This window comes from Shewanella sp. Scap07, assembly GCF_013394145.1.
Classification (GTDB): domain Bacteria; phylum Pseudomonadota; class Gammaproteobacteria; order Enterobacterales; family Shewanellaceae; genus Shewanella; species Shewanella waksmanii.
Map to the genome: position 1 here is coordinate 3,754,553 of NZ_CP041329.1, position 23,790 is coordinate 3,778,342.

Below are 23,790 nucleotides of genomic sequence, written 5' to 3' on the forward strand. Positions count from 1 at the left end.
GTCTCCGAGTACGACTCAGGATAACTGGCAGCTAACAACCAATACTGCCTACGATTTGTGGTACAACTTAGGTTTTTGAATCACAACACAGTGATGATCTATTCTTGAAAACGGCATAAGGTCAAGTGCACGCGCCTGGGCGGAGCTCGCACCACATTTGATATGATTTGCGAATAGCTATTACGAGTTAAACGCAATAAGGGCAGCAGCAACAGCACCCAAAGGATCGCCACCACACTGGCATTTTCACTGCAAACCCGCACAGATTTTTCAGACAACTCACAACTGCTAACATCACTGCTAAGCGTAGGATCAGACAACAAGGTGTCAGATACCGGTACATAGACTGCTGCCAGCAAGACACTTTGCTGCGCAGCTTTAACCAAAAGATTAATGCCGCTATTTTGCATCAAACACAATAGCGTGAGCAGCACAAATAAACTGGCGGTAACAGAGTTGGGCTTATGGGCTGACAAGGGTTTAATCAAGGCGTTATGCGTTCTCAATAGCGAGTGCTGCAAAGCGGCGCAGCATAAATAATTTACACGTTACCCCATAAGACCGGAAGATTGATGATTTAGTTCACCCCAAACTAAACAAACCATCAAAATGTGAGCTATCGCAATAATCCATAGCTCAGAGAAACCACTGCTCAGAGAAGCTACTGCTCAGAGAAGCTACTGCTCAGAAAAACTATAGCCCAGATAGACCCAAACCTAAGCAGCAGATTCGGGACAACCCAGCTGGTGCTGACAACCAATATCAGCCAATCGAAGCCATGAGCAATCAAACAATTTGCATATTGTATACAACTTTGTTTTAATATGAGCAGAATTCAGTGTAAACGACATAGCAAGCGTTAGCCCTTTCTGCTACTACCATTGGCATTTTCGCGCCTACAGGTGGATTGTGCAAGGCCACAGCCTCGCATCGGAATGGATTTCAACGCCAACGTGAATGATATTCATGTAGAGATGGAAATATAAATTATGATTGAGCTTCGACACCTAAGAACATTAGTTGCCCTCAAAGAAAGTGGCAGTCTCGCTGGCGCTGCAAAAAAACGCTTCGTGACTCAGTCTGCCCTGTCCCACCAGATCAAAGAACTGGAAACCCGTATTAATTCCAGTATCTTTGTGCGCAAAAGCAAACCACTGTCTTTTACCCAAGAGGGCGCACGCCTACTCAATTTGGCCGAAGAGATACTGCCAAAAGTCATTGAGACTGAAAGCGATCTGCGCAATGGCCTGGAAGATGAGCTTAATAATCTGGCAATTGGCATAGAATGCCATAGCTGTTTTCGTTGGTTGATGCCGGTAATGGAGTCTTTCAGGCAGCTGAACCCCCATGTCAATTTAGATTTGTCTAGCCGACATTTGTTCGACTCGCTCAATGCACTAGAGCAAGGCACCCTTGATGTGGTGCTGACATCTGATCCGGTACCAGGCAGCGAACTGGCCTATCAGCACTTATTCGATTTTGAAGTTAAGTTAATTGTCGCAGCCGATCACCCCTTTGCTAGCTTGGAATATGTCACGCCGCAGCAACTGCAAGGTGAAACAATATTAAGCTACCCCATGCCTCTATCTCGACTTGATATTCAGCGCCACTTTATGGAGCCAGCCGGTCAACAGCTCGGTAAGCAGATCACCTGCGAGTTAACCTTAATGCTATTGCAGCGTATTGCCTGCAACGATGGCATAGCTGCTCTGCCAAGCTGGTCCAGCAACGAAGCGCACGGCTTATCACTTAAGGCGGTTAAGTTAGGCCCTGATGGGCTCAAGCGTCCGCTATTTGGTGCCTATCGCAGTAATAGCCATCACGCAAAGCTTGCTATGCAATGGCTCAGCTTAGTCGCCAAAGAGGGCATCGCTAAGCAGCATAAACTCAATTGATACCTAGGTCAGGCTTAGGTCATTAGCAGGCAATCTACTTTTTGCTGATGACTATGCCCGACCAATTCACTCTAATTGAAAGCCAATTTAGCTGACTACACTACAAGTTGGTAGGTAAACGATATATCCGTGGTTATCACTTTGTTTTATTTACTTAAACCAAAGCTAAATATAGAATAAATTTCGAACAGCTTGCTTCTCAAGGATGGCTAAATGTCGTTTATCACAGGGTGTATCCAAAGCGCATTTTGGTTACTGCTGATCCTATCCCCCACCATAGTTTGCGCCCTCACAGGTGCCTTCCTTAGTATTGAAATTAGTCAGTTCTCATTATTTGCCACCACCATTGGCGCAGTCATCGGTCTCGGCTTTGGTGGGTTTTGGGCCGAATACATTCGCACAGAAATAGGCTTAGGCTACTTTCTACGCTGGATATTTAACGCTAATCACGTCGATAACGAAGCCTAGAAGCGCGCCTGCTATCAATCATTACACCCGGTATCAAACTCCTAATATCGAAACATCTAGTATCGAAACATCTAGTATCAAAACCTCTAATATCGAAACACCAAGCATTGAAACAAAAGTAGCGCAGACGTGGCGAAGGTTTTAGCACTGCGGCCCTGCAATGCAACTTGGCGCAATATGGTAAATCTCACCGCTATTCCTGCCTACAATAGCGACCACTAACACCCACTATGTGGCCGACAAGTTAGTCAATAAGACCGCTTGCAAAGGCGCAACACTAAATCATTATGAGGAAGCACGATGTACGAACTCACCATCATTTTAGGGCTAATGCTTGGCGGCAGCCAAACTATCGCAGAAACAGAAGTTAATAAGCAGTTTGCTTCTATGGCCGAATGTGAACAGCAAGGCCAAGCCCTATCCACCAAGTTGCAATCCACTGACATTAAAACGATTCAGATTCAATGCGAATTTGATTAGACCAACAAGGTGGAGCTTAGCCCTGTACATGAGCGCTTAACTCAAGCGCATCACACTGGGCTGAGAAAATGAAACCAGCGAGTCACAAAAAAGCCTGCATTGCTGCAGGCTTTTTGCTGGGCTTGAGTTTTACACTTTATAGCGGATTAAGCAGCTGCTTGCGCATCGATAAGACACGACGCAACACTAAACCCGGTGAATTAGGGTTGCGTGTCTGACGAAGATTATGGGCCACCATAAACTCATCACGCAGCTCATCATCTAAGCCTAGCGATTCAAACGCTTCTAATGTTAGCGTTTGCTTTTGGTTATCGATAATCGACTTGATGATGCTCAATGGGAATGACTCTTCCGCTTCAGCGTTAAGGTAAGCAAAAGCCGTCAGTGCAATGATTTCACCAAAGACACTAAACAACGCCAAAGTTTGCACTTCATCTGGGTTGATATCGACTCCATCCATCGAGTGTAAGCTATCTACAGCGTCGACAGCGATCGCTTCGGTAAGTGCCCAATAACCTTGAATCAGCTTCTTGTATGGCTGTGGTAGCTCATCCAGGCGCTCTTTAAGGTAGAAAGTGAATGCATAGCGATAGATGTTCACTTGGCCCAAACGCACCAAGGCATCTTTTAAAGATCGATTTTTGGTTCTGTTTACACTCGAGGCGTTTGCCGCAGAGTTACTACGCCACAGCATATGCGCTGCTAAGGCGGGGTCAGACGAAACAATATCAATTACGTTACGAATATCGCCATCGGCAATAATGGCTTTTTTCAATGGCACTAAAATGCCGCGACGACCAATAACTTGCTCTTCATTACTGATAATTGCACGTACTTGAGTGAAAACCTGATGCTCAAGATCTGTCATGAGAAGTTCTAAACCTGCTTTATTCTATATGGTTGAAACCATTTGTTATCAGCGAATTTACCCACAAAAACCCTATCAGGGTCAAGCTGAATTCTGTCAAATAGGTAGATTAATACGAATTATCTACCTCAATACACAAGCGTGATGTATTTAGGTCACACTTTACCGCTTTTAGCCAACGATGTTTCAATTATTCTTAGCCGTTGATTTGCTTTAAAATAGCGTCCAGTTCTTCACCATATATACTACAACGCTCCCGCTAGCTGTAGCTGCTGATAAACTTGCTCAGCTAACACTCGATAACCTGCGGCATTTAGATGGACAGTGTCAGACTTCATTGCTGGATTCTTTAGCAAATCAGACAAGGTATCTTCTAGCAGTACTAAGTTATTAATATCGGCAAGTTGGCGGTAAAATGAAGCAGGGCTTAAAAATAATTGCTTACTGGGCACTGCCACCAACACCACATCAATTGCGCGATTTTGCGCTATGGTAATCATAGATTGTAGATTATTTTCCGTGGCCGCCAAATCATGATTACGCAAGATATCGTTGCCCCCTTCTAGCAAAATAATCAATTCAGGCGCACTTTGATTTAACACTGACTCAAAACGGGCTAAGCCCTCAGCGGTTGTTTCCCCTGAAATGCCGGCATTGATTACCTTACGGCCAGTCAATAAGGCCAACTGACTTGGGTAGTCCTGCCCATCTGCAGCGCCTTTGCCAAAGGTTAGGCTGTCACCAAAAGCTAATATCACGCTATTTGGTGCTAATGGGGTCAACTTGGGCCCAGAGCAGCCAGACAACAGCAATATCAATAAACTGGCTACAGCCAATTTAACCCAATGGTGCAGAGCTAATCCCATGATGCGATCTCATTTATTTACGCTTGCGCTCACCATGACGCAAAAAAAGCCAGGCACAAGGCCTGGCTTCATATGTTTGACTCGCTTTTGCTTAACTTAGAAACGGTAGCTCGCCGATAGACGCAACGCGCGGCCTGTGCCGGGGTAATAACCGTGCGCGCCCCAACTGCTGTAGTAACCTGCACTGACATATTGCTCATCAAACAGATTATCTACACGTAAGCTCGCTAACCAATCATTGTTGGTGTAGTTAATGGCAATATTGGTCAAGTAATAAGCATCTAGCTTAGGAGCAACATTGCCGTTATCCCCTTCAATAAAACGCTCGCCGGTGTAAACAAGTTCAGTAAATACCTGCCAGTTTTCATTTGCATCTATGCTAAAGAAACCACGACCAGAATGCTCAGCAACCCAAGACAATTTATTGCCTTTATTCACACCTTCGGTAAATTCAGCATCAATATAGTTGTATTCAATGCCTAACAAAATCTGGCTAGCAAGCTGCCAATCCCAATCGATGCTAGCACCTAAACGAGATGAAGCATCAGCATTAACGTTAGCTCCAGGAAAGCTGCCACCAGGAGGGGTTTCCGCATTTGGGTCAAACACAATTTCATCTTCTAAGTCGAGCTGATAAGCGCTGATACGCACGCTATGTTGCTCAGGAGCCCAGTCCCAACCCGCTTCGTACGAGCGACCCGTTTGCGGCTTCAATCCAACTACATCTTTAGGTGTGTAAGCCTGCTCATCCACTTTGGCAAAACGGAAGTTGTCATCGGCACGAATATACAGACGGTGATTGCTATTCGGACGATAGTTCAAGCCAAGCTCAAATGCATGGGCGTCTTGGTCTAAATCGACTCCCTGAGGGTAGACCGCACCATCAACAAGCTCATCGCTCACTTCCGCGTAACGACCACCGACAACATAACTAACACTGGTGGTTAATGGCACAGTCGCTTGCGCATAGGCGCTGGCAACTTTCTGCACATTACTGCGTCCCCAGCTGAACTCTGATTCACCACGGCTTAGATCAATACCAGTCACAATATTCAGATCGCCTTTTGCCGTTTCGTAAGTCGCCACGGCTTTGGGCAATACTTCTAACATAGAGCGATTGTTTTTACCTGGGCTACCCCAGCTAACTGACGTCACTTTGGTGTCTGTGTAATTGGCGTCCAAGCCAAGCTTCCACGCATCGCTGATCTGGTAATGATAACCAGAGCGAATGGCGGTGGTCATTTCATGTTGATAATCGTCTTTGTTAAATGGATTAGCCTGACGAGGATCATCTTCAATTTGATCTAATGTCAATGAACCCGCTAATTCACGATCGTTATCGTAGTAACTGGTTTCAACAAAGAAATCATCGTTATCGCCTTGATACTGCAAACGGCCTAAAATCGATGAAGTCTCATTGGCATTATGTTCGCGGTAATTGTCACCTTGGTTGTAACTGGCAGCGGCGTAGTATCGCCAAGTGTCATTAATCGCACCTGCAACGTCAGCTTTGGCTTCATAAGTATTAAAACTACCGCCAGACAGTTGCAGTGTGCCCCCGGTCGCATTTGGGGTTTTGGTGATAATGTTAATCACACCACCAACAGCTTGGTCACCGTAAAGTACGCCCGCACTGCCTGATAGCAGTTCAACGCGCTCTATCTGGTGCAACGGAATGGCATTAATGCTTGGCGCTGCAATATCAATATTATTCAAGCGACGACCATCAACCAAAATCAAGGTGTTGTTCGCAGCTTGGCTAGCACTGAAGCCACGCATAGAAAATACTGCACCTGAATTTGAATCTGAGATTTGAATGCCACTTTGACCACGTAATACTTCAGTCAAGGAGGTCGCACCGCTCATTTCAATGGCTGCAGCGTCAATAACATTCACGTTGGCGGCGATATTCATCGGGCTATTTTCACTACGACCAATGACGGTAATCGTCTCATCAATAGTGGCAGACTCGGCCTCAGCCGCAAACGTAGACATTGAAATACTGGCAGAAGATGCCAAGATGCCGGTTAACAACACGGCTATTTTAGTTGGTTTAGTACCCATTTTACCTTTAACTCCTGAAAGGAAAACGGGGCAAAAATTGTCACGAATCAAGTGCTAACAGATCGCCTTACTCTTGCTACTTAACATCGCATTCTGAGATCTGCCCGCCGAAATCTCAAAATCATCTTTAGGGCCGGTCTCCGGACTTAGGTGACACCTTAGTAAAAACAACTAAGGGTTACTTTACCGTTGCGGGGGCAGTGCCAGATTCTCACTGGCTTCCCGATTATCTTTGCTGCAAATGTCTGAAGCGAAAGCACCACAAAAGATTGACTTAAATCATTAACTTGTTGCTCAATTAGTCTGCCTAATGATTGCATGCTTGTTGCTAGGCACTAATTGCGGGCGCAATTATAGATGTCTATACGTATAAAAGTCTATTGCTCATTCAACTTACATATAACAATTACTTAAACACAGTGCCGCCAGTAATCGCTTTATCGGGCGCTTGAATCGCCTTAGCAATATCGACCGACACGCTACCGACCCCTCTGGCACTATGGTGCATCAAATAGAGATGTTGTTGCCCTTGAACGACAGTAAAGTGGCCTATTTCACTGAGGCTCTGCTGACCAAAGCTACCATCTGTACTGTGATTTAACGGCATTTTGCTACAGGAAAGTAAGGCGCTAAATGCGGGCTGGCCGTTAATAACTTGGCTGCCTATTTTGTTGTAGTTCACTTCTCCTTGGCAGCTGTGTCGATAATTGTCGGCAAAGGTATCTAGAAAAGCTTCAGCATTGATTGAATTGGCTTTATTTTTAAAGCTCTGCACACAATATAGCGACGACCACTTATTTAAGAATTCATCGTTAGGCACAAATTCAGCGGAAAACATGTCACCGCGATGCTCACTATAAGCTAATCGCCAATTGTGTGGAAAATGAAAACTCAGCGGATGCTCAAAGACCGCAAGCTCATGTACACGGGGACTATCTTGTGCTGTTGTGGCGGGTTCCGCTTGCGCAATTGAGATTGCTGCCGCGTTTGAAAGGGCAAATAAAACGGCTAGGTTAACTAAGGACTTAACACCCAAGTTCATATCTTTCTTCCTTGTTTGTACACAAGTTTTTAAACTTACTCACTAACAAATAGCTCCGCCATTTGTACTAAAAACGAGCGCCCTGTTGTTTAGATCCATTAATCGGTTACTACGAGGGGGTTGCTGGCTAGTTTACTACATATCCGCCAAGCCGTGCGCACAAGTTGTTAAATAATTTTCAACAAACCAGTTGCATTTAAAAATTACAAATGTAATCTTATATTCAAATTACAACTGTAATCTAAGGCTGAAAATGCAAGAAATAAGTAATAGTGAATTGGCTGTGCTAAATGTGCTTTGGCACCACTCGCCGCTCAATGCCAGTGAAATTGTCAGCGCACTTGCTGCGCAACAAATGCATGAAAAAACGGTTAAAACGCTACTCAATCGTTTAGTCAAAAAGCAGGCTATAGGTTTCGAAAAGCAGGGGCGTGCCTACTTATACCAGCCACTCATTAATCAAAATGAATACCAAATTAAGCAGAGTAAAACTTTTATTGAGCGCGTGTTTGGCGGCAATTTATCGCCGCTAATTGCTGGTTTTGCCAAACATAATGAGCTCAATGAAAGAGATATCGCCGAGCTAAAATCGGTTATCGAGCAATGGGAAAAGGAGCAAAAGTAATGGCTAACTGGCTGATGGAACAGACTGTTATTACCACCTTGGCGGCGCTGATACTTTTACTGTGTCACAAACCATTACTCGCTCGATTGGGCGCGCACTACACCTATTTTTTATGGGCTATCATTCCCATGCTGCTGTTATGTTCAGGGCTGCAAAGCTACCTACCCAATATAGGCCTAGCTGAGCAACCACTTACCATGCAGTACTACCGAGTATTTGCCAGTGAAACCCTCGCGCTATCAAGCAGTTTATGGTCTCACCTTTACTTGCCCTACCTGTACCTATTGGGAGTCGGCTATTTATTGGCGAAAATGGTTTACCAGCACCACCAAGCCCTATCACTATCGCTTTATGCCCAACGATTGGATATTCCCAGCTCGCCTATCGATGTGGCACAAGTTAGCGGTATTCACTCGCCGATGTTAGTGGGTATTTTCAAGCCACGTATTCTTGTCCCAGTCGACTTCCTAACCCTGAGCCATGAACAGCAACAAGCGATACTGGCACACGAGATTTATCACTATCGTCGTGGCGACCACATTGCTAACCCGATTGCCTTTATCATTAGTGCCATATTTTGGTTCAATCCTTTGATGTGGTTAGCTCACCAACGTTTTCGCCATGATCAAGAATTAGCCTGTGATGCCTACATAACCGATGATATGGATCATAGCCAAAAGATTGCCTATAGCCGCGCGTTATTGGCCTACTCGCAACATGCGCCATCTAGCATGTTACACACCCACTATGGAGATAAAAACATCTTAAAAGAGAGGATATTACAGATGAAAAAAGTACATGGGAAAAACCCACTTGCGATACTTAGCCTAACCGTACTGATGGGGCTTAGCAGTATTGCTATTAATCAACAAGCTTTAGCGGGCAATCTAGGCGACAAGCAGGCCACTAAACAAGATGTCATTTACCCTGTCGTGCGTATCGAGCCTAAGTACCCGGTTGAAGCGGTCAATAGCAACCTCAACGGTTATGTGCAACTTCAGTTCGATATTAGTGCCCAAGGTAAAGTCGATAATGTCGCCGTGATTAAATCGTCTCCTCAAGGCGTGTTTGACCAATCAGCCATCGATGCACTTGAGCAGTGGGTCTATGAAAAGTCAGCTAATGGTGCCAAAGCGAGTAAAGTACAGCTCGACTTTGTTATGCATGAGCCTGCCGCCAATGTGGAGCGAATCAAAGTCACTAGTCATTAGTCGCCGTTCACTGAGCATTGATTCACTCATTGGGTTTAGCTTGATCACCTAAACCTGATAAACCTAGCGCAATGCTTGGCCAGTCATCGGCTTGATAAAGCCGCCACTAGGAGCCATTAAATTAATAATAGAGGCCATGCTAGAACATGCTAGAAACAGTGAAAGGCACGACGGCTGCCACTATAGCCGCAACTAAGCCAGCTTATACGGCCTACCCCCTAATATTATCAGCTGGAACGACGACAGAATTCATCGTTAACGCTCCCTCTGCAATTGTAAATTCCCAACATTTACAATTGAGAATGATTTTCATTTAATAAGGTTTCCCCTATGCTGCCTGTGATCTTGGCTTACACGCCAGCAACAACAATAAGGGGCAGAAAATGTCATCAAAACTCAACAACAAACTATCGCAGTGGATTAAACGCATCATCAACTTAAGCCTAGTGAGTCTACTTTACAGTGGCCACGCCTACGCCAATGAATGCGACATTAGCTTAACAGCAAATGATGCTATGCAATTTAGCGCCAAAACCCTCAGTGTGCCGGCCAGCTGTACCGATGTCACACTAACATTGATCCATGACGGTAAGTTACCCAAAACCGCGATGGGCCATAATTGGGTGCTGACTCAAGCGGCTGATATGCAAGCAGTGGCAAACGATGGGATGGCTGCCGGCGCCGCTAACCATTACGTCAAACCTGACGATAGCCGAGTGATTGCACATACAGAAATTATCGGTGGTGGTGGCAGCACTAGCATCAGCTTTAGTACCCAAGGTATGACAGCTGGTAGCAGCTATAAGTTTTTCTGCTCCTTCCCTGGCCATTGGGCCATTATGCAAGGTGACTTTAGCATAACGGAATAATAAAAATGGCGGGCTTATGCCCGCCATCACTTTATCAATTGTACCTTAATCATGGCGACATCAGCGCCGAATATAATAGATGGCTGCAGCACTGAAAATCATCGGCGGCATCATCGCCCCCACCATTGGTGGCAAACCATAAACTAAGGTCATCGGCCCAAAGATTTCATTACAGATATAAAAGCTAAAGCCTGCCACCACGCCCAGTAGCACCCTAGCCCCCATGGTCACCGTTCGCAGTGGACCGAATACAAATGACAATGCCACTAACATCATCACAGCGACTGTCACAGGCTGCATAATCTTGCGCCAAAGCGCCAATTCGTAGCGCCCTGCATCTTGGTTGTTCAAGGCCAAATAGTCCAAATAACCTAACAAACCTTGTATCGATAAAGCTTCGGGCTTCACTGACACAACACTGAGTTTATCCGGTGTTAAAGTTGACTCCCAACGATAAATGGTCTGCTCAGTAAGCGAGATACGGTCGTTGACCAGCTGGGTATGGCGTACATTCAGCAGACGCCAGTGATCGTTGGCATACACCCCGCGCTCTGCATGGACAGTGCTGACTAAGCTTAGGTTGTCATCAAATTCATACAGGGTAACTTGGTGCAGGGTATTAATATTCTCCACTTCGGTAATATGCACAAACAGATCGCCATCGCGTGCCCAAATACCACGGTTAGACTTAAACAAGCTACCACCGGAAGTTTTTACCGCCCGCAGTTCATTTGCGTGTCTTTCAGCCACTGGGGCACCATACTCACCCAGCAACATCACCATCAACATTAACGGAATAGCCGTTTTCATCGCCGACATAGTAATTTGTAGTCGAGACAATCCAGCCGATTGCATTACCACCAACTCTGAATTCGATGCCAACATCCCCATGCCAATCAATGCGCCTAATAGCACCGCCATGGGAAAGAACATTTCAATATCACGCGGAATAAGGAAAAGTACGTAAATGCCGGCATCCATCAATGAATAGGTACCACGGCCCACTACCCGCAATTGATCAACCCATTTAATAATGCCCGATAGGCCGGTGAGGATCAGCAAACACAGCGCAGAGGTGCTAATCAGGGTTCGGGCAATATAGAAGTCTAATATTCTCATGCGCAGGCCTTCTTACGCTTAAACAGCCCGGTTAACTTAGCCCCGGTTGGGCGTTCTTTACCCAACAACAAAACACCAAGAAATAGTGCCGAAGCATGGATCCACCACATACCTAAATAGGCCGGAATCACTTCATCTTCTAGTGCCTTACGCCCTGCAACCATTAAACCAAAATAGCCAAGATAAAGCAGTATAGCCGGGAACATTTTGGCAAACTTGCCCTGACGCACGTTGACCCGCGCCATTGGCACGGCTATTAAGGTCATAAACGGAATCGCCAGCGGAATCGCCAGGCGCCAATGAAACTCAGCCGTCGCTTCAGGCCCTTCTGTTGCCATCAGCTGGCTTAAGGGCAGTGCTGACATTTTACGGCTGCGCTCGTCGACCTGCTGATCTTTAATCTGCATTTGGTAGCCACCAAACTCGACGATTTGAAAATCTAATTGCTGTGGCTTGCCTTGATACTGGGTGCCGTCGGTCAACTTTAAGCGCTGACCGCCAGTGTCATCTTCGACGACACTGCCGCCCTTTGACATGACAATATTCACTTCGCCAGATTCATCTTCAGGATCTGGCAGTTGCGCGACAAACACTTTATCAAGGTGATTATCACGGCCAATACGTTCAACAAATAATACGGCTCGGCCATTAGGACTGGTTTGGAATCGCCCTTGAGTCAGCGCTGCAAGACCGGCTTCCGATTGGGCATGTTCGAGTACTTGGTTCTGCTTTTCTTCCGCCCAAGGTGCCACAAACAGCGATAAGTAGCCGGTAAACAGCATATTGACGATGGCCAACAGTAATGTCACTCGGGTGATGTACCACTCGCTCACCCCGACACCATGAAATACCACCATTTCACTTTCGGCATACATGCGACCATGGGCCATCAAAATGCCTAGAAATAGGCTTAAAGGTACGACGAGTACCGCAAGGTAAGGCAAATTTAACCCCAGAAGGGTCATCACCAATGAAGCTGGAAACTCGCCGTCAGAGGCGTCTGCGAGTACTCGCACAAAATGTTGGCTAATAAAAATAGCTAACAAGACTAAAAGCACGGCTATTTGTGCCTTAAAAACTTCTCGAATCAGGTATCTAAATACAATCACAGGTTGGATCCGGTATCTAAAACTTACATTTATGCTGGTATCAGCCCAACTTTCATGTAGACTGTCTACTTTTGGTAGTTTTGTAACCAGCCTATAACTAAAAATGGCAAAAAAACACCTGAAAAAATTACACTATGGTGTACCAAATTTAGGCCCCTTTTTGGGCACAAGCAGACATTATCTAATAAATAATAAAATTTGTCTTTAAGAATCTAGGAGAGCTCATGGAGTTTAGCGTAAAGAGCGGCAGCCCGGAAAAGCAACGTTCGGCCTGTATTGTCGTTGGTGTCTATGAACCTAGACGCCTCTCTGGTATTGCTGAGCAGCTGGATAAGATCAGTGAAGGCTATATCAGCAACTTACTACGCCGCGGGGATTTAGAGGGTAAACCTGGACAGATGCTATTGTTGCATCATGTACCTAACGTCCTCAGTGAGCGCGTTCTTCTTGTTGGCTGTGGTAAAGAGCGCGAGCTCGACGAACGTCAATACAAGCAGATTATTACCAAGACCATTAACACCTTAAATGAAACCGGTTCTATGGAAGCGGTGTGCTTCTTAACTGAGTTACATGTTAAAGGTCGTGACACATACTGGAAAGTACGTGAAGCAGTAGAAACAACTCAAAGCAGTTTGTATAGCTTTGATGCCTTAAAAACCCATAAAGGCGAAACACGTCGACCACTACGCAAGTTGGTCTTTAACGTGCCAACACGCCGCGAACTTACTGTTGGCGAACGCGCGATTGAGCATGGTAACGCTGTTTCAGCGGGCATGCATTTATGCCGCGATGTTGCCAACATGCCACCCAATATCTGTAATCCAGCTTATCTTGCTTCTCAAGCGCGTCAAATTGCAGAAACCAGTGATGAACTGACCGTTTCAACGGTGGGTGAAGAGCAGATGGCTAAACTTGGTATGAACTCATACCTTGCCGTAGGCCGTGGTAGTGATAATGAATCTATTATGACTATTATGGAATATAAAGGCGCAGTTGACAGTACTGAGAAACCCATTGTTTTAGTTGGTAAAGGTCTGACGTTTGATTCAGGTGGTATTTCATTGAAACCCGGCGAAGGCATGGATGAGATGAAGTATGACATGGGTGGTGCTGCTGGTGTAATTGGTACCATGAAAGCCTTGTGCGAAATGAAGCTGCCTATCAATGTTGTGGGCGTGCTAGCTGGCTGTGAGAACATGCCTTCAAGCAATGCTTACCGTCCAGGTGATATTCTTACCACAATGTCAGGTCAAACTGTTGAAGTACTGAATACTGATGCTGAAGGCCGTTTAGTACTATGTGATGCGCTAACTTATGTTGAGCGATTTGATCCTGAACTTGTAGTTGATACTGCAACACTGACCGGTGCTTGTGTGATTGCACTAGGTAAACATGCTTCAGGCTTGTTCTCTTCTCACAACCCATTAGCACACGAGTTATTAAACGCTGGTGAGCAAAGTGGTGACCGCGCATGGCGTATGCCTTTGTGGGATGAGTATCAAGAGCATCTTGAAAGCCCATTTGCTGACATGACTAACTTAGGTGGTCGTCCAGCGGGATCAATTACTGCTGCATGTTTCCTTTCACGATTCGCTAAAAAGTACAACTGGGCACATCTCGATGTGGCTGGTACGGCTTGGAACAGCGGCGCGAAGAAAGGGTCAACAGGCCGTCCTGTGCCGCTACTGACACAGTTCTTGATTAATCGAGCAGGTGTAGAACAAGGCGAGTAACCCTCTGCCATGTGATGAAAAAATGAAGCCCTATGGCTTCATTTTTTTGGCTACGATTTCTATCGCCATAACCATCAGCCCAGCGCAGCCCTTAGCGACAAAGAAGATGAAAACCTGGAGAAGCCTACAACTTTACCGGCTAAGGCGAGCGGCGCGAGGTTGTGCTCAATCACGATATCGACTGCTAAACCTTAAATTAACCATATTAATATCGAATAGATACTAACTAAGTGTATTCGGTATTTATCCGCATAATAGCCTCAATTTCAACATGAGGGCGCGGATATGAATTCATTTAAACTGATTGCCGTAGCGGCTTTTTTTGCCAGTAATCTTCTGGTGTTTTCGCTATTGCACCATTTTACCAGTTTCATCTACCGGTTTTTCAGCCCGCTCAATAACAGCTGGTACACACTGGCCTATCAAACCGTTATTGCCCATTTGGCATTAGCAGCAATGGCTGCAGCCCTATTGTATAGCTTTCTACGCTATATCAGCCGTTAGCTTTAGCCTTTGCCAGCGTGGAGTTTAAATGCCGTCAAAAGCGGTTAAAAATCACCGCGATGAGGCATAAAAAAAGGACATCAATGGATGTCCTTTTTATCAAATACAACAAACCTATGCTTGTTGAGCAACCTTACGCTTGTTATGGGCGATAATCAGTCCGACTAGACACACAACACCGGTTGCAATGCCGACAGGCTGACTCATAGATTGCGGTAAGCCTAAACCAATGCCCGCGGTCATAATGTAAGAGACCGTCACACAGGTACCAACTATCGCAGGTAAGCTCACAATCCAGTGGAAGGTGCCTCTGTCAAATAAATACTTAGTCGCTAACCAAAGTACGCTTGTCGATAACAACATGTTTGAGAAAGCGAAATAGCGCCAGATTAATGAGAAATCAATCTTAGTCATGAAGTACGCAATCACTAGAATTGGCGCAGCCACTAACAAACGGTTGCGAACGCTTTGTGGGATTTTGAACGCATCAATAATGGTTAGACGCAGCGAACGGAAAGCCGTATCACCTGAGGTAATAGGGAAAATAGCCACGGCAATAATCGCCATAATACCACCAGCAACCCCAAGGTAAGTAGTCGCAACCTGATTAACAACCAGACCCGGACCACCTGCATCAAGAATACTCTTGAGCTCTGCGTAACCGCCAGGGAATGCAGCAATACCCGCTGTAGCCCATACACATGCCACAATACCTTCAGACATCATCGCGCCATAGTAAACCGGACGAACATATTTCTCGTTGGTTAAACAGCGCGCCATGATGGGCGCTTGCGTTGAATGGAAACCACTAATCGCACCACAGGTAATGGTAATAAATAGCAGCGGCCACACAGGTAATCCATCCGGGTTAGGCGCTAATAGATCACTGTTATAATGACTGTGGTCAAAATAGGCAAAAATGTCGCCCATTTCCGGCAGTTGTGGCGCGCTAATCAATAATGCCACTGCAATTGATGTTGTCATCACAATCATCAACAGGCCAAATAGTGGGTATAACTTGGTAATGATTTTATCAATTGGCAATAAAGTCGCTAAGAAGTAATAGCCTAAAATGACCAGCACCCAGAAAACATTATTGGCAAAGATGGTGTTCTCAAAATAATCTAGGTTACTTAGCAGTCCAGCCGGGCTCATAATGAACACCACACCAACGAAGAACAATAGCATGGCAGTAAAAATCAGCATCACACCTTTAAAGTAAATATTAAAGTAGTGACCGGCAATTTCTGGCAGGCTCTTACCGTCTTCTTTGATGCTTAATACACCTGAGAAGTAGTCGTGCACTGCACCACCAATGATATTACCCAGTACAATCCAAACTAGCGCAATTGGACCATACAGCGCCCCGAGGATTGGGCCAAAGATAGGGCCAACACCAGCGACGTTAAGAAATTGAATTAGATAAGCTTTGACAGGATGAACTTCGACATAATCGACGCCATCATCAAATCGTTTTTGTGGGGTTTTCGCGTTGGGATCAATACCAGCTTGACGCTCTACAAATGGGCTGTAGAACTTATAAGCTAGGATCAATAATCCAAGACAGATAAAGAAAATAAGCATTTTTATGATCATCCATACGTTTTAGCGAACGAGGTAACGATTGAGTGTCTTTGAGTTACCTATGCAGGTCAAGTAACAAAATGTTATATCACTTGGCGCGAATTATTTCGCCTAAACCGCTATAAATGACTAATACTTTGCCAGCTTCCCAGATAAACCACCAACCATTTGCAATAACCGTTCGCTGGCAGACCACGCTAGCTTCAGTTCACCGCTGCAATCATTGGTCGTTAAATATAGAGTAACAACACTATTGTTTTGTTTCGGCAACAATCGTTACCGACGCCTCAAGCTATCACTAAAACTTGAACTCGGCCACATTCAAATCCTGTAAAATGGGCATTGCGCACACCTTGGCAGTAAAAATATCCATTACAGATCACATTGATCGCAAATTCATTTCAATACGTAACATTACCATGAACAAAATATCTCCTAAAAAACTGCTACACAGTAAGTGGACCGCTGTGAAGCCGGTGAATAAAGAAAAGCACTTCTGCATTGTAGAGGTTGAATTTGACGAGCAAGGCAATGTGATCCAGTGCCTCATTGAAGCGGTATACAATCAAAACCAATATGACATTCACTGGCGTGACTTAACTGATCCGCAAGTTTGGCGTGTCGGTTGGCAATAGCTTGGTATTAGAAATACTGTTTGTCTGAATAATCGAACAGCCAATGGGGTCGATAGACCACCATAAAGGTAATCGCCATGCCGCTAAGCAATGCTTCGGGAAAGCCCAGCAAGGGCATTAATAGCAGATAGTTATCGATAAGGTATTGCCAACTATAAGCTCCGCTAAGCCACAACCAACTAGACCACATCAAGATATGTATCACGATCGATAAGCCCGCATTAATGAACGCACCAAAAATATAGACAAAAACATGATGCGGCAGTGCCTGGTAAACTTTGCAGTAGATAAGATAAGCGACAAAAATCGGTAGTGCATAACCCAGCAACCCATACCAACCCAAAGTAAACGGGGTTTGCATGACGAACAGGCAAAAGAACAGCACCGGCAGCAAAATCGCGAGTGTAGCCAACCGCCAACCGAACATCAGCATAAAGGTGACAATGCCAAGAAAATGCACATGAATACCGGCTGTGATACTGGCATTAAGTAACCATAAACCGTTAATTGCCAAGGTGCTGAGAAACAGGCGGCTTTGCAGGGCTTTATCACGCTTGAGCTGTAACAACTCTTCTTTTGGCCATGCCAGCCAAAGCCAGATAGCCAACAGCAGTAGTCCAAGCCACTGACTCGCACTCTGGCTCCAATCAATACTTTGCCAGCGCTGCTGTAGAAAAATCATCACAGTCGCACTCTCCTTTCACCAATCTGTGTTGCCGCTATCGAATAATCCCGCCGCCGGGCGATGCTGTGGCTTAAGTTATTGCTAACCCACATGTATACAACTTAGGCCTGCGATCCTAAACTGAAACTAACCGGGCAAAGTTTTGAACCCGTCATTCAGTCTCCCCCTATCAATAAGGCGATTTCACTTTTATGTTGACCCGTCTACAAGCATAGGCTTGATACTCAGTGGCTCGTTACCGCAACAGAGGGTGTTATGTATACCGTTAGCCAGCTCGCCAAGCAGTGCAATATATCAAGAACGTCGGTGCTCTATTATGAACGCCAAAGGTTATTAAAGCCCGCTATGCGCGGTGATAATGGCTATCGCTGGTACGGCGAACCTGAACGACAACGACTGCAAATGATAGTCTCTTATCGTGCTTATGGCTTACCAGTGACCCATATCGCCCAGTTGCTTGACGATAGCAATGGTCAGTCTCAACCTCAATTATTGAAGCAACACTTTAATCAACTTGAAGCTGAAATTGACAAATTAAAACAACAGCAAAGAGCAATCATTGTATTGCTTAAAGCCCCTGAATTATTGGACAGCGATATGATATCGAAACAACGTTGGGTAGAAATTATGATTGAAGCAGGGTTTGATGAAGCCGCGATGACACGTTGGCACCAAAAGTTTGAACTAATGGAGCCAACAGAACACCAAAGATTTCTCGAAACACTCGGCATTGAAGCGGAAGAGATAGCGCTAATTAGAGGTCTTTAAGTCAAAGTAACGACAGCGCCTATGTGAATAGGCGCAATTTTATCAGCAAAGTTAGCAATGCTTTATCCGATAACGGTCATTTCATTCAATACAAAACTGGCTACTGCGCCTTCGGTCGCGGCCATATATTGTTGTAGGTGCGTGTTGCCCATATGAGTTTGCCACAACTCACGACTTTGCCAGTTCTCGTAAAACACAAAATGTGCTGGACTCTGGTTATCTTGGTGTAAGTCATAATTAATGCAGCCGGGCTCTTTGCGCGTGGTATCAATCAATTTGAGCAGTTCAGCTTTAACCAGTTCGATGTGCGCTTCTTTAGCAATAATATTGGCCACAATAGTCAGTTGGCTCATGAGGTTTCCTTAAACATATCGGTGAGTGACCCCTTAATAGTAGACAAGCAGAAGTTGGTGATAAACAGCATAAATTATGAAACATTATCAAATAATTTTTGACAATGTTAATTGATAATCTTGTTCGTGACGGCTATAAACACAAGTTAATCACTTTGCACCGAGCTCATTATGTTACTGCAAGATCTGTATATTATCGTCAAAGTTGCTGAGTTTCGCAGTATTACCGCTGCAGCGACCCATTTGGATATGCGCACAGCCACAGCCAGTGCCGCTGTCAAGCGCGTAGAAAAAAGCCTTGGTGCCGAGCTGTTCATCCGCACCACCAGACAACTCAAGCTCTCAGCTGCAGGTGAGCGCTATCTCCCTCAGTGCCAACAAGCCATCATCATGCTCGACCAGGCCAAACAAAATATGAAAGCCGATATGGCAGTGATTGATGGTGACCTACGCATCGCCATGCCTTCAGACTTGGGCCGAAACAGCGCGAGGCTCTGGCTTGATGAGTTTATGACACAATACCCAGATTTGAATCTGCGCTGCAGCATAAGCGACAGTAATATTGATTTTTACCGTGATGCTGTTGATATGGCGCTGCGCTATGGCTCGCCAAACGATGCAAGCTTGTATGGTTTTAAGATAGCTAATGTGCCGCGGGTTTTATGCGCGACGCCGCAGTATTTAACAGATTACGGCACGCCCCATCACCCAGATGAATTACTTAACCACAATGGGCTACTTTATCAATTGTATGATGTGCTCTATAACGAGTGGCAGTTTACCCAGGGCGAGCAGAAGTTTTTGATAAAAATGCCTGCCGATCGGGCCTCAAATGATGGCGATCTGGTCAGGCGCTGGTGTCTTGCCAGTAAAGGCATAGCGTTGAAATCCAGTTTAGATATGGCGGACGATATTCTTAGCGGCAAGGTGGTGACCTTGATGAATGATTACCCCGCAACCCCTACCGAACTGTGGCTAGTTTGCCCTAGTAAACAATCTATCACACCGGCTATGCGCCTATTGCGCGACTTACTGCGCGCTAAAACCCATGAGCAATTAACCGCCATCGCTCAGGCGGGGGCGATTGCCAAACAAAACATAACTGACTAGTGCGGTCGGCAATTGCAGTCTGAGATCTTAATAATGCCAATACGAATCTTAAGATTATCAACATAATCAATAAACTGATTGTAGTGATTGATTTGTTATACCGTTGCGATTGCAGTGCTAAACTCAATACATGAACTAAAACTCAGTTTAGCCTTATTGATAACCCCACTCAGTGAACAAGGAAATCTGCTTTATGCACAAAACTATATTGCTTACCGGCGCCACCGACGGCATTGGCTTAGAAACGGCAAAAGCTTTATTAGCTCTGGGCCATAACGTACTTTTACATGGGCGTAGTAGTGACAAACTAGCCAAGGTGGCCGCCCAGCTCGCGAGCATTAATAGCGACTTGCAGTTAGAAACATATGTTGCTGATCTATCGCAGATGGCAGATGTGAAAGCCTTGGCAGAATCGGTTTGCTCAGCCCATGAACATATAGATGTGGTGATCAATAACGCTGGTATTTACGTCACGCAAAACACGGTATCAATAGACGGCTTCGATATTCGCTTTGCGGTCAATACACTTGCTCCCTATTTACTCACCAAGTTACTACTCCCTATCATGCCAAGCGATGGCCGAGTGGTTAACTTATCTTCCGCGGCCCAAGCCAGTTTTGACATCGACAGCTTAACCTCGCCAAGTCCGCTATCAGACAGCGCCGCCTACGCTCACAGCAAACTGGCTATCACCATGTGGTCACGGCAATTAGCACAGACATTAGGCACTAATGCGCCTGCTATCATCGCTGTAAATCCAGCTTCTATGCTTGGCAGTAAAATGGTCAAACAGGCTTATGGCGTAAGCGGTGGCGATCTCAGTATTGGGGCAGATATTTTAGTCAGAGCAGCCTTATCAGCAGAGTTCGCCGATGCCAGTGGTAAATACTTTGACAATGATGCTGGGCAGTTTCGCCAACCACACGCTGATGTGAATGATACTCACAAAACCAAACATGTGGTCGAAACCATCGAAAATGCACTGCAAAATCTTGCAGCAATTAATTAACTCGCTGTGGCTATAATTGCCACAGATTGATTTCCAGTATTAGGGGCAATTTGACGCCATAACGGCTATGATCTAGCTTAAATACTACACAGCTACGTTAACCACTACCCTAATTGAGTAAAAGGAGTCACTATGCTTGGAGAAGATCATTCATTGCTTCATGAATTTCCTGAGTTTTCAGATAAGATTGCCACAAAGATCAACACAGACAGCGGCTTTGCCTCTGATACCAAACAATACAACGCATTGGATAAAGAGATCCGCGAATTGGAGCTAAATAGTAATCCAATTGATGATGAAGCCATGCATAAACTCAAACACGATCGAGCCGTGTTGAAAGACTCACTGTACCAGCGTCTACAAATGAGCTAACCAAAATCCCGTCGGCTATGCCTTGAGGGTCATCTGATTAACTACGCTCTGCCTAGTAGAGCCAAGAACCCCTTTCTAGCAGCAGGGAAATCAGTGACTCTCTTCCATTTGGCTTATCTGACATTGCTCTCATAATTTAGTCTCTCCGCTCAAGTTAAATAAAACTGTCATATAAATTCAATAAACTAGTTGTAGACCTCGGCATCGTCAGCAGTTTTCTCGCAATGAGGCTGACCCCCGACTACCTAACAATATTTGTAATTAGAACTAGGATTTCCTGTGTCTGCGATTAATTCCGATCTGCTCATCGATAAAGAGTTGTCATGGCTTTCATTTAACGAACGCGTATTGCAAGAAGCTTGCGATACCAATGTGCCACTGATTGAGCGTGTCAGGTTTCTTGGGATTTTCTCCAGTAATATGGATGAGTTTTTCAAGGTGCGCGTAGCCGCTGTCAGACGGGAGATACTACTAACCGCTTATGCCGATACACCAAGTCGCAGTCAGGCTTTAATGCATAGTATCCAAGACAAAGTGCTGGCACTACAAGAGCGATTCGATGCAACCTACCATGCGTTAATGAAAGATCTGGTTCGCGCCAATATTTATCTCATTAATGAAACCCAATTGAGCGAGTTCCATCACGCTTGGCTTAAGAAGTATTTTAAAGACCGTCTTGTTCGTCATATCGCACCACTGATTTTGACTAAACAAAGCGAGCTAGTGAATCATATTAATGATGACTCAACTTACCTTTGTGCAGCTTTGTACTCTGGTGAAAAAATTCGCTACGCGTTTGTCAAAATCCCCGATGCAGGCATCCCAAGGTTCATTGAGCTCCCCCATGAAAAAGCCAGTAAAGTGAGGCACTTTATTCTGGTGGACAATATCATTCGGCATTGTCTCGATGAACTGTTTGAACCCTTCTTCGACTATGATCGCAGTGAAGTCTACTCGATGAAAATGACCCGAGATGCAGACTTCGACATTACCGATGAGCTTGAAAAAACGCAGCTAGAACAAATGACCAATGCTATCCGCAAGCGTTTACAAGCACAGCCTGTTAGGTTGGTTTTTGATCGAAACATGCCTAATCATATGCTGAAAATGCTTAAGAAAAACCTGCATATCAGCTCAACAGAGTGTTTAATACCAGGTGGGCGCTACCACAGCTTCCGCGACTTCATGGATTTTCCAACGGCTGGCCGAAAAAAACTGGTTAATGAAAAACTGCCTGCACTTAACAGCGAACAATTCAGCGCTTTTAACAATAGCTTTGATGCCATAAAGCACGGCGATATTGTATTAAACTACCCCTATCATAAGTTCTCTCACTTTACAGAGCTTGTGCGTCAGGCCGCCTACGATCCAGCCGTCACCAGCATTAAGATCAACCTGTATCGAGTGGCCAAAAACAGTCACATTATGCAGTCACTGATTGACGCGGTGAAAAATGGCAAGCGAGTGACCGCGGTAATTGAACTGCGCGCTCGTTTCGATGAACAATCTAATATCGATTGGACCAAGCGTTTAGCCGAAGCTGGGGTTAAAGTGCATCATGGTATCCCAAGCCTTAAAGTTCACTCTAAACTGTGCCTGATCGCTCGTGAAGAACAAGGTTCAACTCAGCTATATGCCCACATTGGTACCGGCAACTTCAATGAGGGCACCGCCCGTTTTTATACTGACTTATCGCTGTTTACTGCCGATCAAGCCATCGCTGCAGAAGTGCAACATGTATTTGAGTTATTAAAACGCCCCTACCAACGTGATCAGTTTAACCACCTTATTGTGTCGCCTTTCAACTCAAGGCAGCAATGGTTGCAACTCATAGATGATGAAATCGACGCAGCCAGCCGTGGCGAGAAGTCTGGCATCACCTTAAAACTAAACAACTTAGTTGATGACATTATGGTCAACAAGCTTTATCAGGCCTCACAAGCGGGCGTAAAGATAAAGCTGATGATCCGGGGAATGTGTACCTTAGTGCCGCAAATTGCCGGTATCAGCGACAACATTGAAGTCTACAGTATTGTTGATCGCTTCTTAGAGCATTCACGCATCATGCTGTTCAGCGCTGCCGGACAAAACAAGTTGTTTATGGGCTCTTCAGACTGGATGACACGCAATTTGGACGAACGAGTTGAAGTTTGTACCCCTATCTATAGTGCGGCACTGAAAAAGATGATTATGAATCTCATGCAAATCCAATTTAGTGATAACACTAAGTCTCGTATCGTCAATCAAGCACAATCTAACCCGTATAAGTCTCGTGGTAATAAGAAAAAAGTACGCAGTCAAATTGCTATTCATCAATATTTGACACAATATGAAATTAAGCAAGCACAACGATTTGCCAATAACGTCACCCACAGCGAAGGTTGGCATATTGAATCATTACAACAAAAGGCTTAAGTCATA

General features: G+C 45.1%; 24 protein-coding genes and 1 riboswitch. Of the genes, 14 read left to right on the top strand and 10 right to left on the bottom strand.

Translation table 11 applies throughout. The annotated features are described in order from the left end of the window. Window positions 1–98 precede the first annotated feature (98 nt). Entirely contained in the window at window positions 99–506 is a 408-nt protein-coding gene (locus tag FLM48_RS16450; RefSeq protein ID WP_179025378.1) for a hypothetical protein, read from the bottom strand. 483 nt (window positions 507–989) lie between these two features. Between FLM48_RS16450 and FLM48_RS16455 the strand changes: the two genes are divergently transcribed. The 3 genes from FLM48_RS16455 (at window position 990) to FLM48_RS16465 (ending at window position 2,843) form a co-directional block, all read left to right on the top strand. Further along, window positions 990–1,895 carry a LysR substrate-binding domain-containing protein gene (locus FLM48_RS16455; protein WP_028771372.1) on the top strand — a complete coding sequence of 302 codons (906 nt, stop codon included), beginning with the start codon at window positions 990–992 and terminating at the stop codon, window positions 1,893–1,895. A gap of 213 nt (window positions 1,896–2,108) precedes the next feature. Further along, entirely contained in the window at window positions 2,109–2,363 is a 255-nt protein-coding gene (locus FLM48_RS16460; RefSeq protein WP_179025379.1) for a hypothetical protein, read from the top strand. 300 nt (window positions 2,364–2,663) lie between these two features. After that, window positions 2,664–2,843, top strand: a complete 180-nt coding sequence (locus FLM48_RS16465) for a hypothetical protein (RefSeq protein ID WP_179025380.1) — start codon at window positions 2,664–2,666, stop codon at window positions 2,841–2,843. Between the two features lie 136 nt (window positions 2,844–2,979). Here FLM48_RS16465 and FLM48_RS16470 read toward each other — a convergent pair whose 3' ends face one another. From FLM48_RS16470 to FLM48_RS16485, 4 genes are all read right to left on the bottom strand, one after another. After that, on the bottom strand, window positions 2,980–3,711 hold the full coding sequence (locus FLM48_RS16470) for an HDOD domain-containing protein (protein ID WP_179025381.1): 732 nt from the start codon (window positions 3,709–3,711) through the stop codon (window positions 2,980–2,982). 245 nt (window positions 3,712–3,956) lie between these two features. Further along, a complete protein-coding gene (locus FLM48_RS16475; protein WP_179025382.1) occupies window positions 3,957–4,577 on the bottom strand; it encodes a GDSL-type esterase/lipase family protein in 621 nt (206 codons plus the stop codon). 96 nt (window positions 4,578–4,673) lie between these two features. After that, window positions 4,674–6,641, bottom strand: a complete 1,968-nt coding sequence (locus FLM48_RS16480) for a TonB-dependent receptor (RefSeq protein ID WP_179025383.1) — start codon at window positions 6,639–6,641, stop codon at window positions 4,674–4,676. A gap of 113 nt (window positions 6,642–6,754) precedes the next feature. Next, window positions 6,755–6,920, bottom strand: a riboswitch (cobalamin riboswitch). Between the two features lie 127 nt (window positions 6,921–7,047). Continuing rightward, the gene (locus FLM48_RS16485) at window positions 7,048–7,683 is read right to left on the bottom strand and encodes a hypothetical protein (RefSeq protein WP_179025384.1); all 636 of its coding nucleotides are present in this window, start codon (window positions 7,681–7,683) and stop codon (window positions 7,048–7,050) included. Window positions 7,684–7,936: 253 nt separating this feature from the next. Here FLM48_RS16485 and FLM48_RS16490 point away from each other — a divergent pair, with 253 nt between their 5' ends. From FLM48_RS16490 to azu, 3 genes are all read left to right on the top strand, one after another. Further along, window positions 7,937–8,308 (top strand): BlaI/MecI/CopY family transcriptional regulator, encoded by a 372-nt coding sequence (locus FLM48_RS16490; RefSeq protein WP_179025385.1) that lies wholly within the window; start codon window positions 7,937–7,939, stop codon window positions 8,306–8,308. Continuing rightward, complete coding sequence (locus FLM48_RS16495) at window positions 8,308–9,519, top strand: TonB family protein (protein WP_179025386.1); 1,212 nt, start codon at window positions 8,308–8,310, stop codon at window positions 9,517–9,519. The genes FLM48_RS16490 and FLM48_RS16495 overlap by 1 nt, the downstream gene beginning before the upstream one ends. A 383-nt stretch (window positions 9,520–9,902) precedes the next feature. Continuing rightward, window positions 9,903–10,388, top strand: a complete 486-nt coding sequence (gene azu / locus FLM48_RS16500; RefSeq protein ID WP_028771378.1) for an azurin — start codon at window positions 9,903–9,905, stop codon at window positions 10,386–10,388. 60 nt (window positions 10,389–10,448) lie between these two features. Here azu and lptG read toward each other — a convergent pair whose 3' ends face one another. Both lptG and lptF read right to left on the bottom strand, forming a co-directional pair. Next, a complete protein-coding gene (gene lptG / locus FLM48_RS16505) occupies window positions 10,449–11,507 on the bottom strand; it encodes an LPS export ABC transporter permease LptG (RefSeq protein WP_028771379.1) in 1,059 nt (352 codons plus the stop codon). Then, a complete protein-coding gene (gene lptF, locus FLM48_RS16510; protein WP_028771380.1) occupies window positions 11,504–12,616 on the bottom strand; it encodes an LPS export ABC transporter permease LptF in 1,113 nt (370 codons plus the stop codon). The genes lptG and lptF overlap by 4 nt, the downstream gene beginning before the upstream one ends. Before the next feature lie 224 nt (window positions 12,617–12,840). On the opposite strand from lptF, the gene pepA reads away from it, so the two are divergent. Both pepA and FLM48_RS16520 read left to right on the top strand, forming a co-directional pair. Then, entirely contained in the window at window positions 12,841–14,349 is a 1,509-nt protein-coding gene (gene pepA, locus FLM48_RS16515; protein ID WP_179025387.1) for a leucyl aminopeptidase, read from the top strand. 285 nt (window positions 14,350–14,634) lie between these two features. Next, window positions 14,635–14,853, top strand: a complete 219-nt coding sequence (locus tag FLM48_RS16520) for a hypothetical protein (protein WP_179025388.1) — start codon at window positions 14,635–14,637, stop codon at window positions 14,851–14,853. A 114-nt stretch (window positions 14,854–14,967) separates the two neighbouring features. Here the strand turns inward: FLM48_RS16520 and FLM48_RS16525 are convergent, their stop codons facing one another. After that, complete coding sequence (locus FLM48_RS16525) at window positions 14,968–16,437, bottom strand: carbon starvation protein A (protein ID WP_028771383.1); 1,470 nt, start codon at window positions 16,435–16,437, stop codon at window positions 14,968–14,970. Window positions 16,438–16,856: 419 nt separating this feature from the next. On the opposite strand from FLM48_RS16525, the gene FLM48_RS16530 reads away from it, so the two are divergent. Continuing rightward, the gene (locus FLM48_RS16530; RefSeq protein WP_179025389.1) at window positions 16,857–17,072 is read left to right on the top strand and encodes a TIGR02450 family Trp-rich protein; all 216 of its coding nucleotides are present in this window, start codon (window positions 16,857–16,859) and stop codon (window positions 17,070–17,072) included. Between the two features lie 7 nt (window positions 17,073–17,079). On the opposite strand, the gene FLM48_RS16535 is transcribed toward FLM48_RS16530, so the two are convergent. Continuing rightward, window positions 17,080–17,757, bottom strand: a complete 678-nt coding sequence (locus tag FLM48_RS16535; protein ID WP_372847067.1) for an energy-coupling factor ABC transporter permease — start codon at window positions 17,755–17,757, stop codon at window positions 17,080–17,082. A gap of 255 nt (window positions 17,758–18,012) precedes the next feature. On the opposite strand from FLM48_RS16535, the gene FLM48_RS16540 reads away from it, so the two are divergent. Further along, the gene (locus FLM48_RS16540) at window positions 18,013–18,525 is read left to right on the top strand and encodes a MerR family transcriptional regulator (RefSeq protein ID WP_179025390.1); all 513 of its coding nucleotides are present in this window, start codon (window positions 18,013–18,015) and stop codon (window positions 18,523–18,525) included. 62 nt (window positions 18,526–18,587) lie between these two features. Here FLM48_RS16540 and FLM48_RS16545 read toward each other — a convergent pair whose 3' ends face one another. Next, the gene (locus FLM48_RS16545) at window positions 18,588–18,878 is read right to left on the bottom strand and encodes a putative quinol monooxygenase (protein ID WP_179025391.1); all 291 of its coding nucleotides are present in this window, start codon (window positions 18,876–18,878) and stop codon (window positions 18,588–18,590) included. A 171-nt stretch (window positions 18,879–19,049) separates the two neighbouring features. Between FLM48_RS16545 and FLM48_RS16550 the strand changes: the two genes are divergently transcribed. The 4 genes from FLM48_RS16550 to ppk1 all read left to right on the top strand — a co-directional run bounded on the left by FLM48_RS16550 (window position 19,050) and on the right by ppk1 (window position 23,784). Continuing rightward, entirely contained in the window at window positions 19,050–19,988 is a 939-nt protein-coding gene (locus FLM48_RS16550) for a LysR family transcriptional regulator (RefSeq protein WP_179025392.1), read from the top strand. 193 nt (window positions 19,989–20,181) lie between these two features. After that, window positions 20,182–20,997: an SDR family NAD(P)-dependent oxidoreductase gene (locus tag FLM48_RS16555; RefSeq protein ID WP_179025393.1), complete on the top strand. Its 816-nt coding sequence runs from the start codon at window positions 20,182–20,184 to the stop codon at window positions 20,995–20,997. 132 nt (window positions 20,998–21,129) lie between these two features. Continuing rightward, window positions 21,130–21,369: a YdcH family protein gene (locus FLM48_RS16560; RefSeq protein WP_179025394.1), complete on the top strand. Its 240-nt coding sequence runs from the start codon at window positions 21,130–21,132 to the stop codon at window positions 21,367–21,369. Between the two features lie 279 nt (window positions 21,370–21,648). Then, entirely contained in the window at window positions 21,649–23,784 is a 2,136-nt protein-coding gene (gene ppk1, locus FLM48_RS16565; protein ID WP_256870956.1) for a polyphosphate kinase 1, read from the top strand. Window positions 23,785–23,790: the final 6 nt, after the last annotated feature.